The organism is Brevibacillus parabrevis (assembly GCF_022701015.1).
Lineage (GTDB): Bacteria > Bacillota > Bacilli > Brevibacillales > Brevibacillaceae > Brevibacillus > Brevibacillus parabrevis.
In genome coordinates this window covers 5495770-5511706 of sequence record NZ_CP064090.1, presented here as the reverse complement: position 1 = coordinate 5511706, position 15937 = coordinate 5495770, and the positions used below count along the sequence as shown (strand labels likewise).

At 52.7% G+C, this 15937-nt stretch carries 16 protein-coding genes; 13 read left to right on the top strand and 3 right to left on the bottom strand.

The genetic code is table 11. From position 1 onward, the window contains the following. The first annotated feature begins 19 nt into the window (after positions 1 to 19). A complete protein-coding gene (locus IRJ17_RS25330) occupies positions 20 to 460 on the top strand; it encodes an SRPBCC family protein (RefSeq protein WP_217021902.1) in 441 nt (146 codons plus the stop codon). Positions 461 to 640: 180 nt separating this feature from the next. Continuing rightward, on the top strand, positions 641 to 877 hold the full coding sequence (locus tag IRJ17_RS25325) for a DUF2798 domain-containing protein (RefSeq protein ID WP_122963257.1): 237 nt from the start codon (positions 641 to 643) through the stop codon (positions 875 to 877). A gap of 115 nt (positions 878 to 992) precedes the next feature. Here IRJ17_RS25325 and IRJ17_RS25320 read toward each other — a convergent pair whose 3' ends face one another. Next, a complete protein-coding gene (locus IRJ17_RS25320) occupies positions 993 to 1841 on the bottom strand; it encodes a LysR family transcriptional regulator (protein ID WP_242772268.1) in 849 nt (282 codons plus the stop codon). A 124-nt stretch (positions 1842 to 1965) separates the two neighbouring features. Here IRJ17_RS25320 and IRJ17_RS25315 point away from each other — a divergent pair, with 124 nt between their 5' ends. The 4 genes from IRJ17_RS25315 to IRJ17_RS25300 all read left to right on the top strand — a co-directional run bounded on the left by IRJ17_RS25315 (position 1966) and on the right by IRJ17_RS25300 (position 5718). Further along, on the top strand, positions 1966 to 3075 hold the full coding sequence (locus tag IRJ17_RS25315) for a Gfo/Idh/MocA family protein (RefSeq protein ID WP_242772266.1): 1110 nt from the start codon (positions 1966 to 1968) through the stop codon (positions 3073 to 3075). Between the two features lie 94 nt (positions 3076 to 3169). Next, positions 3170 to 4558, top strand: a complete 1389-nt coding sequence (locus IRJ17_RS25310; RefSeq protein ID WP_242772264.1) for a TraB/GumN family protein — start codon at positions 3170 to 3172, stop codon at positions 4556 to 4558. 244 nt (positions 4559 to 4802) lie between these two features. Further along, positions 4803 to 5195, top strand: a complete 393-nt coding sequence (locus IRJ17_RS25305; RefSeq protein WP_122962975.1) for a DoxX family protein — start codon at positions 4803 to 4805, stop codon at positions 5193 to 5195. An 88-nt stretch (positions 5196 to 5283) separates the two neighbouring features. Continuing rightward, positions 5284 to 5718, top strand: a complete 435-nt coding sequence (locus IRJ17_RS25300) for an SRPBCC family protein (RefSeq protein ID WP_173598416.1) — start codon at positions 5284 to 5286, stop codon at positions 5716 to 5718. Positions 5719 to 5755: 37 nt separating this feature from the next. Here IRJ17_RS25300 and IRJ17_RS25295 read toward each other — a convergent pair whose 3' ends face one another. After that, on the bottom strand, positions 5756 to 6748 hold the full coding sequence (locus IRJ17_RS25295) for a helix-turn-helix domain-containing protein (RefSeq protein ID WP_122962977.1): 993 nt from the start codon (positions 6746 to 6748) through the stop codon (positions 5756 to 5758). Between the two features lie 180 nt (positions 6749 to 6928). On the opposite strand from IRJ17_RS25295, the gene IRJ17_RS25290 reads away from it, so the two are divergent. The 6 genes from IRJ17_RS25290 (at position 6929) to mle (ending at position 14689) form a co-directional block, all read left to right on the top strand. Beyond that, complete coding sequence (locus IRJ17_RS25290; RefSeq protein WP_122962978.1) at positions 6929 to 7531, top strand: MptD family putative ECF transporter S component; 603 nt, start codon at positions 6929 to 6931, stop codon at positions 7529 to 7531. Continuing rightward, positions 7528 to 8205: an energy-coupling factor transporter transmembrane component T family protein gene (locus IRJ17_RS25285; RefSeq protein ID WP_173596117.1), complete on the top strand. Its 678-nt coding sequence runs from the start codon at positions 7528 to 7530 to the stop codon at positions 8203 to 8205. Before IRJ17_RS25290 ends, IRJ17_RS25285 begins: the two co-directional genes overlap by 4 nt. Further along, entirely contained in the window at positions 8202 to 9671 is a 1470-nt protein-coding gene (locus tag IRJ17_RS25280) for an ABC transporter ATP-binding protein (RefSeq protein WP_217021907.1), read from the top strand. Before IRJ17_RS25285 ends, IRJ17_RS25280 begins: the two co-directional genes overlap by 4 nt. Beyond that, on the top strand, positions 9661 to 11472 hold the full coding sequence (locus IRJ17_RS25275; RefSeq protein WP_242772263.1) for an ABC transporter ATP-binding protein: 1812 nt from the start codon (positions 9661 to 9663) through the stop codon (positions 11470 to 11472). Before IRJ17_RS25280 ends, IRJ17_RS25275 begins: the two co-directional genes overlap by 11 nt. Beyond that, the gene (locus tag IRJ17_RS25270) at positions 11472 to 13211 is read left to right on the top strand and encodes an ABC transporter ATP-binding protein (protein WP_242772262.1); all 1740 of its coding nucleotides are present in this window, start codon (positions 11472 to 11474) and stop codon (positions 13209 to 13211) included. The genes IRJ17_RS25275 and IRJ17_RS25270 overlap by 1 nt, the downstream gene beginning before the upstream one ends. 638 nt (positions 13212 to 13849) lie before the next feature. Beyond that, positions 13850 to 14689, top strand: a complete 840-nt coding sequence (gene mle / locus IRJ17_RS25265) for an alpha/beta fold macrolide esterase (RefSeq protein ID WP_242772261.1) — start codon at positions 13850 to 13852, stop codon at positions 14687 to 14689. Between the two features lie 24 nt (positions 14690 to 14713). On the opposite strand, the gene IRJ17_RS25260 is transcribed toward mle, so the two are convergent. Further along, positions 14714 to 15073 (bottom strand): winged helix-turn-helix transcriptional regulator, encoded by a 360-nt coding sequence (locus IRJ17_RS25260; RefSeq protein WP_122962985.1) that lies wholly within the window; start codon positions 15071 to 15073, stop codon positions 14714 to 14716. Between the two features lie 126 nt (positions 15074 to 15199). Here IRJ17_RS25260 and IRJ17_RS25255 point away from each other — a divergent pair, with 126 nt between their 5' ends. Beyond that, positions 15200 to 15922, top strand: coding sequence for an SDR family oxidoreductase (locus tag IRJ17_RS25255; RefSeq protein ID WP_173598410.1), 723 nt, complete (start codon positions 15200 to 15202; stop codon positions 15920 to 15922). The last annotated feature ends 15 nt before the right edge of the window (positions 15923 to 15937 follow it).

Below are 15937 nucleotides of genomic sequence, written 5' to 3'. Positions count from 1 at the left end.
GGGAAAGGGATGAAAAGCCATGCCTCAAGGCATCCACGATATCGAAGTGCCGCTGCCAATCCGAACGGTTTGGGAGTTTGTCCGTGTATTGGATCATTGGGTAGTGCTAGTTCCGGGCTACATCAGCCACGAAGTCATTAACGAGCGCCGCGTGACCTGGAGCTTTACCGGAGACATCGGCATCTTGAAAAAGGAGATCAGCTTGCAGGTAGATATTACGGAATGGAACGAGCCGACCGAAGTCAAATTCATGCTGGCCGGAATCAACGAGAATTTCACGGGCGAAGGCTACTTCAAGGCACAGGAATTGGGCGAGAAGTGTACGAAAATGACCGGCTTTCTCGATATTACAGCCAAAGGCTTGAAGGCGCCGATGGTAAATTCCATCCTGAAATCGCACGTTCCCCAGTTGACAACCGAACTGGCGGAAGCGGTAGCCAGCCGGATGAAAGAACAATAGCGAAGACATGTCTAAAAACCCTTGATTGCCAAGGGTTTTTTCTTTTTTTTCAGCCGACACTTACGCGATTGACGACTTCGCCATTATGCTTTAATCTACCATAGTTAACGAGGTAACTATTGCGCAAAATAGGTACCTTATAATAGGGAATAACAGGAAATTACAACGAGGGTGATGCTTGTGAAAATCAACAAAAAATACGAACACATTCTTTTTACTTTTCTGATGGCTTTGGGCATGTCCTGTCTTTTGTCGTTTTTCATGATGCTGGTTAATTTCGGCTTCGACTCCATGCTGCTTACACGCTGGCTCAAGGCGTGGCCGATGGCGTTTTCACTGGCTTTTCCAGTCGCTTATTTTTTGCCAAAAGGCATCAGGCTGCTCATGAAGAAGATTACGTTTGTCGAGGGAAAATAAAGAGCGGATCGGGAACGCACAGCAGGGGCAAAGCTGTGTGTTTTTTTTTCAGCGCTGTCCCAGTACCTCGAACCGGGACAAGAAGCAGGAAAAAAGCGGAGCAAACCAGGTCGGACTATAAAAAGTGGCTGGCTTCTATAAATTGCTTTTCCAGCGGAGAAAGCTCATAGCCTTGCCTGGTAATCACATATTTATCGAGAAAACGCTGCTCGGCAGGCAGCTCCAAATAGTTCGTCACACCGAGCCGTTCGACAATGCGTTTGGACATGAGAGTAATGCCCATTCCCAGCGCGGCGAATTGTAGCAGAGTTTCCACTACAGCAACCTGTGTCACGGGTGCTTTTGGCAGACCGAAATCGGAAAAAAGTTGTGCCATGCGCGATGTATACAGGCATTGTTCGGACAAAATCAGTACCGTTGCTCCTGGCAAAATGCTTTTGAGCGACATGCCTGGCACGGCTCCTTTTCCAACCAGGACGACTTCCTCCAAGCCGATTTTTTTATAGTGCAACTGTTCCGTCTTGCTGGATGCGCCAATCGTGAAAGCCAGGTCGATCGTGCCATTCATCAGCGCTTGTTCCATTTCGGCAGTTGAGCCAGTCTGTAAAGTAACGGACAGCTGCGGGTATTTTTCATACAAGCCGGCAAGCGTAGTGGTAATTTCCGAGCCAATCACGGATTGCATCGTGCCCAGCCGAAGCTTCGGTTCAAGCTGTTTCATCTCTTGTTCGGCTTCTTCCCACAAGCTCAATAGCTTCTTGTAGTGCGTGTAAAGCCGCTTGCCTTCCACCGTCAGCTCCATGCCTTTGGAACTGCGAATGAACAGTTGCTGTGCGTAATGAGCTTCGATTTTTTTGATTTTCGCCGTCATGTTGGATTGCAGATGGTTCATGCGAAAGGCAGCGGCGGACAGGCTCTTCAACTCGGCAACTGTCACGAACGCCCGGATCGTATCCATATCCATGTTTTCAACTCCTTCCATCAAAAAAAGTGATAGAGCAATCAAAAGTTAACATTATTCGAGATGTCTTTGGATTAGTATACTTTTCACAAAAAAGAATTGCACGCGTGAAGCAGGAGGGAAAGACATGGATACAAAGCAAATTCGCACCGGGATTATCGGCGGGTCGTTGAACAATCAGTGGGCAAGTAAGACGCATATTCCTGTGCTTTTGCAAAGTGAGCGACACCGCATCACCGCAATCGCCACGACAAACGAAGCGAGTGCGCGAAAGAGTGCGGAAGTGACCGGGGCTACGCTCGCTGCGACAGACCATCGCGCCGTAAGCGGCTCGTCAGCTGTGGAGCTGGTAGTTGTAAGCGTCAAGGTTCCTGATCATTACGATGCAGTCCGCAGCGCCATCCTTGCCGGGAAGCATGTGTACTGCGAGTGGCCTCTAGCTGTCACGACAAGCGAAGCAGAACAGTTGGCTGGTCTGGCAAGACAGGCAGGCGTTCATCACGCAGCAGGGCTTCAGGCGAGACAGTCACCTGTGCTGCGGCAAGTGAAGCAGCGTCTGGAGCGAGGCGAGATTGGCCGTATCTTGTCTTGTCACATGCGCGTTTCCACGCAAGGAAAAGGCGGAGTCACCGATCGGCAGGGGGCGTATTTGCTGAGCGAAAAACACGGTGCGACATTGCTTGCGATCAACGGCGGCCATTCCCTGGATGCCCTGTGCTACTTGCTTGGCGATTTTCGTGAGCTGTCCGCGATGATGAACCGGAATTTTTCTACCGCGACTGTGCTTGCGACGAATGAAATCATTGCAAAAGACACAGCAGATCAGATCATGGTGCAAGGAGTGCTGAAAAGCGGGGCTTCGGCATTCGTTCATATCCAGGCCGGCACGTATCCCGCCTTTGAGCTGGAAATTCAGGGAGAGCTGGGAGTCATTCGCATCGTGCAGCACAATTCGGTGGGGCATGTACAGTTCGGCAACCTGGAAGCGCACATGACAGCCTACTCTTCTGCAAGCCGTGTTGCAGCAAGCAATCCGGACCACTTCGTCTCGGTTGCAAAAGATGCGGCAGAAGGCGAAGCAGTCAGGCAATATGTGGCTAGTGCTCATGAAGCTTTTGCCAAGGACATTCAGACAGGGACGTTCACCGTTCCCGATTTTTTTGAGGCACTCCACCTGCATCGGCTTCTGGATACGATCAGACTGGCGGCTGCCACAGGGAGCAGACAGACTTTTTGACGTTTACCTACCATTTTCAACTGTGGTATAATCTACCATTGTTTACTAGAAACATGCAGGCAAGTTGCAGACAGCATGAGAGGAGATCTTGAAAATGCAAAGAAACAACCACTGGAAGAAGCTTGGCAGATGGGCAGGGGCGGGAGTGCTTGGCCTGACGATTTTGCTCGGCCACGTATACCCGCTGAAAGCCGCAGAGCCTGTTCAGGTGCCTTTTCTCAGTGAATGGTCCATTTCGACATTGAATGAAGGCGAGAAATACGGAATTTTTCCGTTAGCCTGGTACAAAGACGAATCGTTCCTTCAACCGATTCCTGCCGATAAGTTTGCGGATTTGCTGAAAGCGACAGAAAAGAAGCTCGATCAGCTTGGCTTGAAGAAAAAAGCAGCTTTGTCCTGGTCAGACAACCGTGTGGCGACGCGCGAAGCAGTAGCCGTTTCCTTGCACAAGCTGCTGGCAAACTATGAGTGGCCAGCCGGAAAGGGAGCCGATGTGACTGCACTCGCTCCGTTGGAGTACATGCGCAAACATGAACTTGTCAAAGGGACGAGCACAGGTTTGGAGCTGGATCAGCCAGCAACAGTAGAGCAGGCTGCGGTCATGGCCAGCCGGGTGGTCGAGTTCGCCAATGATTTGGCGGGCGGCGGAGCCAAAGGCTTGTTGTGGAAAGTGACCAAAGGCCAAAATACGCTCTATTTGCTCGGCTCGATTCATATGGGCACAACCGACATGTATCCGATGCAAAAAACAATCCGCGACGCTTATGAAGCGTCAGACGATCTGTGGGTCGAGGCGGATATCCTTGCTGGCGACATGAATTACATGCTGGAGAAAATGATTTACAGCGACGGAACGACACTCCAGGATCACGTGTCAGCCGCCACATACAGCAAGCTGCAAAAGGCGCTGGCAAGCATGAAATTGCCTGAAAATGCGTTCGATGGCTACAAGCCTTTTGCCGTTGGTCTTTCCCTGGTAACGGTAGGCTATACCGGAAGCCCGGAGGAAGGCGAACTGGCGATGCTGACAGGGATCGACCGCTATTTCCTGGCCAAAGCGATGCTTGAGCAAAAGCCGGTCCACGAGCTGGAAGGCATCAAGCTGCAAGCCGATTTGCTCTCGGGCGTACCCGCAGAGCAGCAGGAAAAGGAATTGAACGTCATTCTGGACAGCTTGCTTTCCGGAAAAGAGCCGGCAGCAAGCTATCAGGTGTTGCAAGACATGCAGACGAAGTGGGTGCAAGGCGATCTGGAAGGCATGACTCGCGTTTTGAGCGTGGAAGGACAATTCGATGCCGGAGGATTGAACCAGCGCCTCGTTGGTGAACGGGACAAAAACATGGCGAACAAGCTGGCCCAGTTGCTGGAACAGGAAGGCGAGCACACTTCCTTTGTCGTCGTAGGCTCTGCCCACTACGCGCTGAAAGGCATGGTGCTTGACCAACTGAAGGAAAAAGGCTATCAGGTGGAGCGGCTGAAGTAAGCGGCACAGCAAAATAACAGAAGAACGCAGGCAGTTCGAGCAGCGAGGCAGCAGCCTTTTGCACGGACTGCTTTTTTCTGTGAAAAACGTCTCGATGTTTTGGCAGGAGAGTGAGCGGAGCGGCATGCGGTCCACGAGCCGTGACGCTGAACATAGCAAACGAGAAGAAACGTTGTTGAGCGGTTTATGATACGCTTCTCTTAACAAAAGGATTTTGGCAAATAAAGAAAGGCGGTTAGAAAACATGGCGAAAACAATTTCCCGAACGCGACTGTGGGTAGCGCGGATCATGAGCTGGCTGGTCATCCTCTTCATGCTGTTTGACGGTGTGTTCAAGCTGATCCAACCCGCTCCTGTCGTCGAAGGCACACTGGTACTCGGATTTGCGCAGCACCATATTGCGCTCTTGGGCATTTTGGCGATTATCTCTACTGTTTTGTACGCTTTGCCGCGAACTGCAGTGTTGGGAGCGATTTTGCTGACAGGCTACTTCGGTGGCGTCATCGCTACACAAGTTCGCGTAGATGCGCCGCTTTTGACGCACACGCTGTTTGCTGTCTACCTGGCCATTTTGGCCTGGGGCGGGCTTTGGCTGCGGGATGAACGGGTACGCAACTTGTTTTCCTCTGTGGATTGATTGATATTTCCAAAAAATGAAAGTATGCTAGAAAGACAAGTTTGTGAGCATTAGCACGCACATTTCGAACGGATAGGGGGAAGTACAGATGAACAAAAAGCAGTCCGCTGCCACTCCTAAGGTGGTGGGGCAAACCGCTGCTGCCGGGTTTCAGATCGGCGTGAGGAGAACGCTTCCCGTAGAGGCGGAGCCAATCTGGCTTTTTCTGACCTCCCCGGAGGGAACGAAGCTTTGGCTGGGCGACCTGCCGCCGCTGTCGCTTGCAGCAGAAGCAGCTTTTGAATCGCAGCAAGGAATATCCGGACAGTTCAAAATCGTCAAGCCTTATCAGCAGCTTCGCCTAAGGTGGAAAAAAAGCGATTGGGAAAAGTTCTCGACGCTGCAAATCCGCTTGATTTCCGCCAAAAACGGGAAAACTACCGTCAGCTTTCATCAGGAAAACTTGGCGGATGCCGACATGCGCGAGCAGATGAAGGAACATTGGGAAAGCGTGATCGAGCAACTAAAGACGCACGTTTGCTGAAAAAATAAGCTGTAGCCGTCACAGAAGCGGCCACAGCTTATTTTTTTGCTACGCCGAGCAGAGGGGTGGCGCAATGTCTTCTGTATTCGTTGGGCAAAAGACCAGTCATCTTGCGGAACAGCTCGGAAAAACGGCTCGAATTGTGATAGCCGACGATCTGGGCGATCTGGCTGATCGGCAAGTCAGTCGTGCTGAGCAGCTGTTCCGCATGGCTCATTCGCTTGTTTTGAATGTATTCGGTAATCGTGCACTTATAGACGAGCTTGAACGTGTACTTGAGCTTTGTCGTACCCATGCAGGCAATGCGGGCGAGATGCTCCAGGTGAAGTTCTCCGGCAAAATGTTCATCCATATACGCAGTCACAGCTTGAAGACTATCCAAATCCTCTCTGGACACAAACTTGCTCGGATGAGCCTTTTTTTGCTGTTTGGCCCGTTCGACGATCAGGGAAACCGCTTCGGCAACCTTGCTCTCGTAGTACAGTCGCGCGGCGATTCCCGTACCGCGAAATTGTCTGATTTGCCTGAGCAAAAAGACAAGCTCGGGGAAATGAGTCAGGCCGTCCACGCTGACAAAAGCGGAACGAAGGTCTGTGTACTCATCGGGGTATTTGGTCTGCAAATAATCTTCGTAATACTCCGGCGTAATCTCAAACCCAGTGGAACGAATCGGCACATTTTTCTCATATCGCGCCCGATACACGTTATTGCAGCCAAAATGCACCCGGATGTATCCGGAGGAGAGACGCTTCGGCGGATGCAGCTCTTCTCCCGCCACGGAGTCGTAGTAGTTCAGGCTCATATATTTCGGCTGCTCAAATTCCAGGTACAAATCCTCGTAAAAAACGAAGTCGAGGATGGAGATGGAAAACAGATTCTCGCGGGAATACGTCCAGTAATGCCCGGAGCCTTTTTCCGGCGAGATGGAGAAGCACGTTCCCGCCTGACTGTAAGGAGATGGGCTGTCATCGCGGAAAAAACCGCATTTTGCCAGGCAAGGCACGTGCATGTCAGCTACAAGATCCTTCATTTCTACTCACCTCCCAATGCTTTGATCAGACGAAATGATGCCATGAAAAGACACACCTGCCGTTAGCTCATTGACCCCCCGAGTTGGAAAAAAATAAAATGGAACCAAGTTACTGCAAATGAAAATTGATCTCATTTACAGTCCTATCATCTCAGAGTATGAACAAAAGGAGGATTTATCATGGAAGCCGCCGTCTCACCCCTGCAAAACAGATGGACTTTGCGGGACTTTATCACACTCGCTATTTTTAACGTAGTCATGCTCATTATTATGACGATTTGCCCGATCTTTACCTTCGCCTCGTATCTGGTGGTTGGCGGGATTACGGCTTTGCTCAATGCGCCGCTTTACGTTGTCATGTCCAACAAAATTAACAAAAGAGGTGTCCTGTTCTTCACTTCCGTCATTACAGGCTTGTATTTTATCGCCTATGGCTACGCGTATTTTTTGCTCGTATTGGCCTGCATGGGAATCGTGGGCGAACTGGTTTTGTGGGGCAAGGACGGCTATAAAAATCCTGTCCGCAACGCCATTGCCTACGCCCTGTTTTACGTAGGCTATTCGCTCTGCGCTATCGTTCCGCTCATTTTCTTCCGCGATGCGTATATTGCCACTTTGTCCAAGAGCTATTCCAAAGCCGCCATGGATAAGATGCTCTATTACTACAGTACGCCGAGCATGGCGATTACGATGTTAGCGATTTCAGCAGCGGGCGGGCTGCTTGGGTGCCTGATCGGAAACGTGTTGTTCAAGAAGCATGTGAAAAAGGCGAAGCTGGCATGAGAAAACCGGGTCCAAAGACACACTTGTTGGTGCTTTTGCTGGCAACGATCCTGACCATTTTGATCAAGGAAGAATGGCAAGTACATATGATGGTTGCTTTAAGTGTAGTGTACTTGGTCTTAAATCACCTGTCCAGAAAGGTCATGCCATTTATTCTCGTCTATGTGATGTCGCTGGTTATTGCGTATATCATGCCGCAGATGCTGGGCACGATGAAGCTCGTTTTCTATTCTTTTGCCAGAATGATGCCGCTGGTCATGATCGGGGCGACGCTGATGTACTCGCCTCCTGGCAGTCTGATGTGCGTGCTGGAGAGAATGGCTGTGCCCCGGCCGATCACGGTAATGATTTGCGTTTTGCTCCGCTTTTTCCCGGTTGTCATCATGGAAATGCAGGCGATTCGGGACGGGATTCGCGCTCGGGGCATTTTCCCGCACTGGTACAGCGCGCTGCTTCATCCGGCTATGGCTTACGAGTGCTATTTCATGCCGCTGGTCGTGCGTTGCCTGAAACTGTCAGCCGAGCTGGCTTCATCGGCTGAGCTGCGCGGGATCGAGAGCAAGTGCAGCAGGACATCTATCTATCCGTATCATTTCAAATCGGTGGACGCAGTGGCTTTGCTCATTTATATCATCGCAGGAACAGCGATTTACGGGGGAGGGATTATTCGATGATCGAATTGCGCGATGTCACCTTCCATTATGCAAGTGATGACGGAGAGCCCGGCAGCGAGTCGGGAGTCAAGCAGATCAATTTGTCTGTCAAAGCCGGACAGTGCGTCGTGTTGTGCGGGCGCTCCGGCAGCGGCAAGAGCACGATGATGCGGCTGGTCAACGGGCTGGCTCCCGGCTTTTATCCAGGGACGCTCAGCGGTACGGTGAGTGTGGGCGGGAAAAGTCCGGCCGAGCTTTTGCCGCAGGAGAGAACGATGCTGATGGGTGTCGTATTTCAGGACCCGCGCAGCCAGTTTTTTATGGAAAAGGTGCGGGATGAGCTGGCGTTTTCGGCGGAGAACATCGGGATGGACCCGGCAGAAATTATCGAACGGATTGAAAGTGTGGCGAAACAACTGGGGGTAGATCATTTGCTCGACCGCTCGCTGCACAAGCTGTCCAGCGGGCAAAAGCAGCGTGTCGCGATCGCGGCGGCATCTGTCCTGAACCCGCCGCTGCTTTTGCTAGACGAGCCTACAGCCAATCTGGATCAATCCTCTACGCGAAATCTGATCGAGATTTTGGGGAGACTCAAGGACAACGGCACGACTTTGCTCATTTGCGAGCATCGGCTGAATCCGTTTTTGCCTGTCGCGGACTCGTTTGTCTGCATGAATCAAGGCCAAATCGCCCGGACGTGGTCGCGGGACGAGTTTGCCGAACTGCCGATGGAAGCGGTTCGCCCGTACGGTTTGCGCCATCCCGATATGATTCGGATGGGGGAGCAGGAGCACAGGGAGACTGTACGCACGGCGGAAATGGCGCTGGAAGCCCGGGAACTGTCGTATTCCTACCGGAAAAAAGGAGATGGGATCTCGAATCTGAACGTCACGCTCCCGAAAGGCACGGTGACGGCCTTGACGGGTGAAAACGGATCGGGGAAGACGACCCTTTGCAAAGTGTTGTGCGGGCTGTTGCGCGAGCGAAGCGGAGCGGTCTTCTACGGTTCTGCCCGTTATTCCGCCAGCAAGCGGCGCTCGGCCAGCTACTTGGTCATGCAAGACGCAGACTACCAGCTGTATTCGGACAGTGTGGGCAACGAGATTGTCATGGGCAGAGCGCTGGACGAGAACTTGCGCAAGCGGGCCTATGAAGCGATGGCAGCGTTCGGCATTGAAGGACTGCGCGACCGTCACCCTGCTTCCTTGTCAGGGGGAGAAAAGCAGCGGGTGACGATGGCTGCCGCCTACTGCTCGGATGCCGAGTGGATTATTTTGGACGAACCGACGAGCGGGCTGGACGGTGACGGTGTCCTGAAAGTCGCGGCGTGGGTCAAGCAGCTGGCCCGGGCAGGAAAGACTGTTGTGATTATTACACACGACAAGATTTTGTCTGGACTGGCAAGCGACCAGGTTGTGGAGTTGAAAGCGGCTCATGATGAGGAGACGATTTTCACAGAACAAGGAGTGAGAACCGTTGAAACGTAAGCCCAAAAAAGGACTGGCCCGGCTTATGGAACTGGCAGGCGAGAAAAAGACGCTGATGGTTTGCTCGGCCGTTTTGTCTACCGTGAGCGTCTTTTTGCTGCTCGTCCCGTACTTGTCGATTTACTGCGTTTTGGCTGAGCTTTTGCGCCATGCGGATGACATTGCCGCTGTCGACGCCGCGTATGTCATCACATGGGCGGTATGGGGCGTGGTTGGACTGCTCCTCGGCTATTTGTTCATGTACGTTGGCGGGATGTGCTCGCACATTGCCGCTTTTCGTATTTTGTACGGCATCCGGGTCAAGCTGGCTGATCATATCGGCTCTTTGCCGCTCGGCTACTTCAATAAAAATGCGACGGGAAAAATCAAAAAAGTGGTGGAGCTGGACGTGGAGCGAATTGAGCTGTTTATTGCCCATCAGCTTCCCGATTTGATCAATACGGCAGTCATGCTAGTCGTGATCATCGTGGCGATGTTCTCGCTCGACGTTTGGCTGGCTCTGGCCTGCATCATCCCGATGGTGCTCGGATTTGCCGCCCAGTTTTCGATGATGGCTGGCAAAAAGGCAAAGGCGGGGCTGAAGGAGTATTTTGACGCGCTGGAATCGATCAGCACCTCTTCTGTGCAGTACGTCCGCGGGATGCCGGCGATCAAAGTGTTTGGGCAGACCGTGCATTCATTTCGCAAGTTTTATCAAGACATGCTGCATTATCGCGATTTCAGTCTGCGCTATACGGACAATTTTGAACGGGGCTACGTCTCCTTCAAGGTCATCTTGCTGTCTCTTGCGACTTTTTTCTTTCCGGTCGGGGTGTATTTTCTCAGCAAAGACCCGGATCATGTCGCTTTCGCCGCCACACTAATGCTGTTTCTCGTGCTGGCGCCAGGGATTTCTACGCCGATTTTCAAGCTGAACAGCTTCGCTTCGGCCATGACGACGATCGCGGAGGGAGTCAACCGTATTGACGACATGCTGAAAGAGCAGCCGATCCCGGAACCGGACAACGGACACAAGCCGACGGGCTATGACATTGCGTTTCAACATGTCTCCTTCTCCTATAACGAGCAGGGGGGCAACGAAGTGCTGAGAGACATCAGCTTCGTGGCACAGCAAGGAAAAATTACGGCGCTGGTCGGCCCGTCCGGCTCTGGAAAATCGACGATTGCGCAGTTGATTCCGCGGTTTTGGGATGTGCAAAAGGGGACGATTTCCGTTGGCGGGGTAGACATCCGTGCGATGAAAACTGGCGAGCTGATGGATGCGATGTCTTTTGTATTCCAGGATACGTTCCTGTTTTCCGATACGCTGTACAACAACATTTTGGCGGGAAGGCCGTCTGCGACGCGAGAGGACGTATACCGGGCGGCCAAGGCTGCGCAATGCCACACGTTTATCGAGCGGTTGCCAAAAGGCTACGACACGCTGATCGGCGAGGGCGGCGTGCATCTGTCGGGTGGAGAGGCGCAGCGTGTGTCGGTTGCCCGGGCGATTTTGAAAAACGCGCAGATTTTAATTCTCGATGAAGCGACGGCTTACGCTGATCCTGAGAACGAGTACGAGATGCAGCTCGCCTTGGGGGAACTGATCAAGGGCAAGACTGTACTGATTATCGCCCATCGGTTGACGACCATCTGCGAGGCGGATCAGATCATCGTGCTGCGGGACGGAACGATCGCGGACAGAGGTACGCACAGAGAGCTTTTGGCCAGAGGCGGGCTGTACAAAAACATGTGGGTGGCCTACACGAGTTCGACGGATTGGACAGTCGATCTCAGGCAAGAGAAGGAGGTGTTCGGCTGATGCGCAACATGTTGTATAACATTACGGCCGGCCACCCGGAAAAAATGGCGAAGCCGATTATCTGGGCTGTGCTTGCCAATCTGGCGAACATGCTGCCTTTTGGCTGTCTGGCTTGGGCTGTCAGTCTCGTGTACGCCTATTACGCGGGGGAGCAGGCCGTGCTTGACACGACAGGTTTGTGGCTCGCAGCGGCTGGTATGGTTGTGTTTCTCGGCGTGGTGTATTTCTGCGAGCAGAAGGCGTATCGCGCCATTTATCGCGGCGCCTATGAAGCGTCTGCCGCCGGACGGACGAACTTGGCCGAGCATTTGCGCAAGCTGCCGCTTGGCTTTCTCATGCGCAAGGATGCTGGCGAGCTGGGCCACACCATCATGAACGATTTTACTCAAATTGAAAATGCGAGCACTTCGGTGTTGCCGCAACTGGTCAGCGGGATACTGATTCCGTTCCTCGCGTTTTTTGGCTTGCTGTTTTGGGATTGGCGCATGGCGTTGGCGATGTTGGCCGGCTTTCCTGTCACGATCCTGATTTTGTGGGGAGTCTCCAGGGTGGAGCGACAGCTTGGCACGAGCCATTCCCAGGCAAAAGTCACACTCGCCAACTGTCTGCAAGAATACTTGTACGGGATGAAAGTCATCAAAGCGTACAATTTGCGCATGGACAACTTTACCCGGCTGGAGCGATCGTTTTATCAGTTCATGAAGGAAAGCATCCGCATCGAAGGGGTGCTCGGCCCGTTTTTTCTCGTGGCGATGGCGTTCATGCAGTCGGGTGTGTCGCTCGTGACGATTGTTGGTGTGTATCGCGTACTCGGCGGGGAAATGACCGTTCCTTTGTTCGCGATGTTTCTGCTCGTGGGAGCGCGTATTTTCGACCCGCTTTCCGTCGCGATTATGCGCTTGCCTTCATTCAAATACGATGCGATGGCAGGCGAGCGCATCGTCAACCTGCTTGCCCAGCCGATCATGCAAGGAGAACAGGATGCGCCGCACGGGCACGACATCTGGTTCGAGGAGGTCAGCTTCGGCTATGACGATACGCTTGTGCTCGACAAAGTTTCTGTCGAAATGAGAGAAGGCACGTTGACGGCGATTGTCGGGCCATCCGGCAGCGGGAAAAGTACCATGCTGCGGCTGGCGGCGCGGTTTTACGACCCGCTCGGCGGACGAGTGCTGTTCGGCGGCAAAGATGAGCGCGAGCTGGACCCGGAGAAGCTGTTGAAAAAAATCTCCATGGTTTTTCAGGATGTATATTTGTTTCAGGACACGATCCGCAACAATATACGTTATGGCCGAGAAGATGCGACGCAAGAGGAGATTGAGGCAGCCGCCAAGGAAGCGTGCTGTCACGATTTCATCATGAAGCTGCCGGACGGCTACGACACGATGGTCGGAGAGGGAGGTTCTACCCTGTCTGGCGGGGAGAAGCAGCGCATCTCGATTGCGCGGGCGATTTTGAAAAATGCGCCTGTGCTGTTGCTGGACGAAGCGACTTCTTCTCTCGATCCGGAAAATGAAGCGGTCATGCAGCAGGCGATCGGCCGTCTGGTCAAAGGGCGCACGGTCATCATGATCGCTCATCGGCTGAAAACAGTCGTGAATGCGGACAATATCATCGTGCTGGAAGAGGGCAAAGTCGTGGAGCAGGGGCGTCACCAGGAGCTGCTGGAAAAAGGCGGGCTTTACGCGCGGCTGTGGGAGCTGCAGCAAAGAACGAGCGGCTGGAGAATTACCGCGTAGCACGCGAAGGAATGGGCTGTTGGATGGGCAACAAAGAACGAAGCGATTGGAGAGTTACTTGCGTAGCTGAAAAGGAACGAGCTAAGGAAGCCAATCGCTGGGCGAGCACCAGTTATTGACAGTCAAAAGCAGCGCATGATAAGCTGTAGGCACTTGAATGGAACGGAGGGTTACGTGTGGCAAATTAATTTTTCGATTGGATTCCTGGCACAATGATTTTGAATAGCACAAAAAGGCTATGTTGTGTGCATACGGTAATCGAAAAATGGTTTGCCATTCAGGTAACCTGTTTGCAGGGCGCAAGTGCGTAAACGTGTGAAAACGCGTGAAAAGCAGGTGAATGCGGCACTTGTTTGCCCTGGAAAACAACAAACAATGGAAAAGAGAACGGAACGGCCATTTTTCGTGGCTGTTGTCATCGTGCGCGGAAATCAGGGTGTTTTTTGCGCGGTTCTTTTTCTTTGTATGTTTCGATTACACAAGCACAGGCAACCAGCCTGTGTTTTTTTGTTGGCAAAATGTGATGAGCGAAACAAAACAACTGTGCAGGCTTGGCAGAGGCGGCGAGCCATACTGACTGGCTCTCGTAGCAGCCAAGCGAGCTAATGATAACACGGACTTTGAAGGGAGATGTACGAATGACTGAACAAATGGTGAAGGTGAAGAACACGGAGATTTGCACGGAGAGCTTTGGGAACCCCGCTGATCCGGCTATTTTGCTGATTATGGGCGCTCAGGCGTCACTGGTTTGGTGGGAGGAAGAGTTTTGCCAGCGGCTGGCGGATGCAGGACGGTTTGTCATTCGCTACGACAATCGCGATGTCGGGCGCTCCACGACTTTTGAGCTTGGCAATCCGGGGTATACGTTCGAGGACATGGCGGACGATGCGATCTGCATCCTGGACGCTTACAAAATCGAGCGGGCGCACATCGTCGGCATGTCGATGGGAGGGATTATTACCCAGATGATCGCTTTGCGAAACCCGGAGAGGGTGCAGGCGATCAGTTTGCTGGCAACGTCCAATTTCGCTCCTGATTTGCCCCCGATGGAAGACAAGGTGATGCAATTTTTCAGCAATGCGCAAGAGGTCGACTGGGCGAATGAGCAGGCGGTGATTGCGTTTTGCATTGCAAGGTGCGAAGTGCTCGTCGGCTCCAAGTATCCGCTGGATGAGAAGCGCACGCGAGAGTTGGCAGCGGCGGAATTTAAAAGAAGCCGCAAGATGGCAAACATCAACAATCATGCCCTGATCACAGGCTGCGAAGCTTATTTGGCCCGGACGGAAGAAATCGCGGTGCCTACTTTGGTCATTCATGGCACAGAGGACCCGATCATTCCGTATCCGCATGGAGTGGCGCTTGCTCAGGCGATTCCCGGAGCTGAGCTGCTGACGCTGGAAGGGACAGGGCACGAGCTTCCGTATGGCGATTGGGCTGCCGTCCTTGGCGGAATTTTGCAGCATTCCAGAAAGGGGTAAAGGTAGCAGCGAGAGCGCCCTGCGTCACTTTTCTTCTGTTTCGTCGCAGAGCAGACGCTCCATTTGCCCGTGATCGACGTGCGCAATTCCCCAGTCGCAAATCATTTCCAAAAGCGGGATGAGCGAGAGTCCTTTTGCAGTCAGCGCGTATTCGACGCGCGGCGGAACTTCGGGGTAGACGGTTCGAATTACCAGGCCGTCTTCTTCCAGCTCTCTTAATTGATTGGTCAATGTTTTGTGCGAAATATCCCGGATGTAGCGGTGCAGCTCCCCGAAGCGTCTGGGAGAGTTTTCATACAGCTCGTAAAGAATCATGACTTTCCACTTACCCTGGATGATTTGCAGGGTGGCGTCAAATTCGTTCAGGTACTTTTTCTTCGTCATGGCTGCGTCCTTTCTTACCTCAAGGTTACTAGCTCACTTCAAAGTGCTTACTAGCGAAGCGCGGGCATTCCTTTTATACTCACTTTACCATGAAACACGAAACGATAGGGAGAGAGGGAGACAGGAATGAAAACGGGATTTGTAGCAGTAACCGGGGCTTCTTCCGGGATCGGCAAAGCGACCGCTGCTTTGTTTATTGAAAAAGGATTCAACGTGCTTTTGATCGCGAGACGGGTGGAGCGGCTGGAGGAATTTCAGGGAGCCAATATCATCAAGGCGCAGGTTGACGTGACTGACGAGCCAGCGTTGAAGCAGGCGATTGCCGATGCAGAGGCACGATTTGGTCCGGTAGAGGCGATCGTCAACAATGCAGGACGGATGCTCCTGGGCGATATCAGTTCCCAGGACAGCAGTGAATGGAAGGACATGTACGCGGTCAATGTCATTGGCGTGTTGAACGGCATGCAGGCCGTGCTTCCATCCATGATCGAGCGCAAGACAGGAACGATCATCAACATCAGCTCGATTGCGGGCAAAAAAACGTTCGCGGACCATGCGGCTTACGTGGGCACGAAGTTCGCCGTTCATTCCATCAGCGAAAACGTGCGGGAAGAAGTGGCGAAGCACAACGTCCGCGTCATGACGATCGCCCCCGGCGTTGTCGAGACGGAACTGTTGAGCCACACGACCGATGAGACGATCAAGGAGAATTACACCGATTGGAAACAGTCGATTGAAGGCGGCCTCGACCCAAGAACAGTAGCGGAGACGATCTACTTCGCCTTCAGCCAGCCGCAAAGTGTCAACATCCGAGAAATAGCGCTGGCGCCGACGAGGCAGCAAGGTTAATAGAGTGCGGAACCC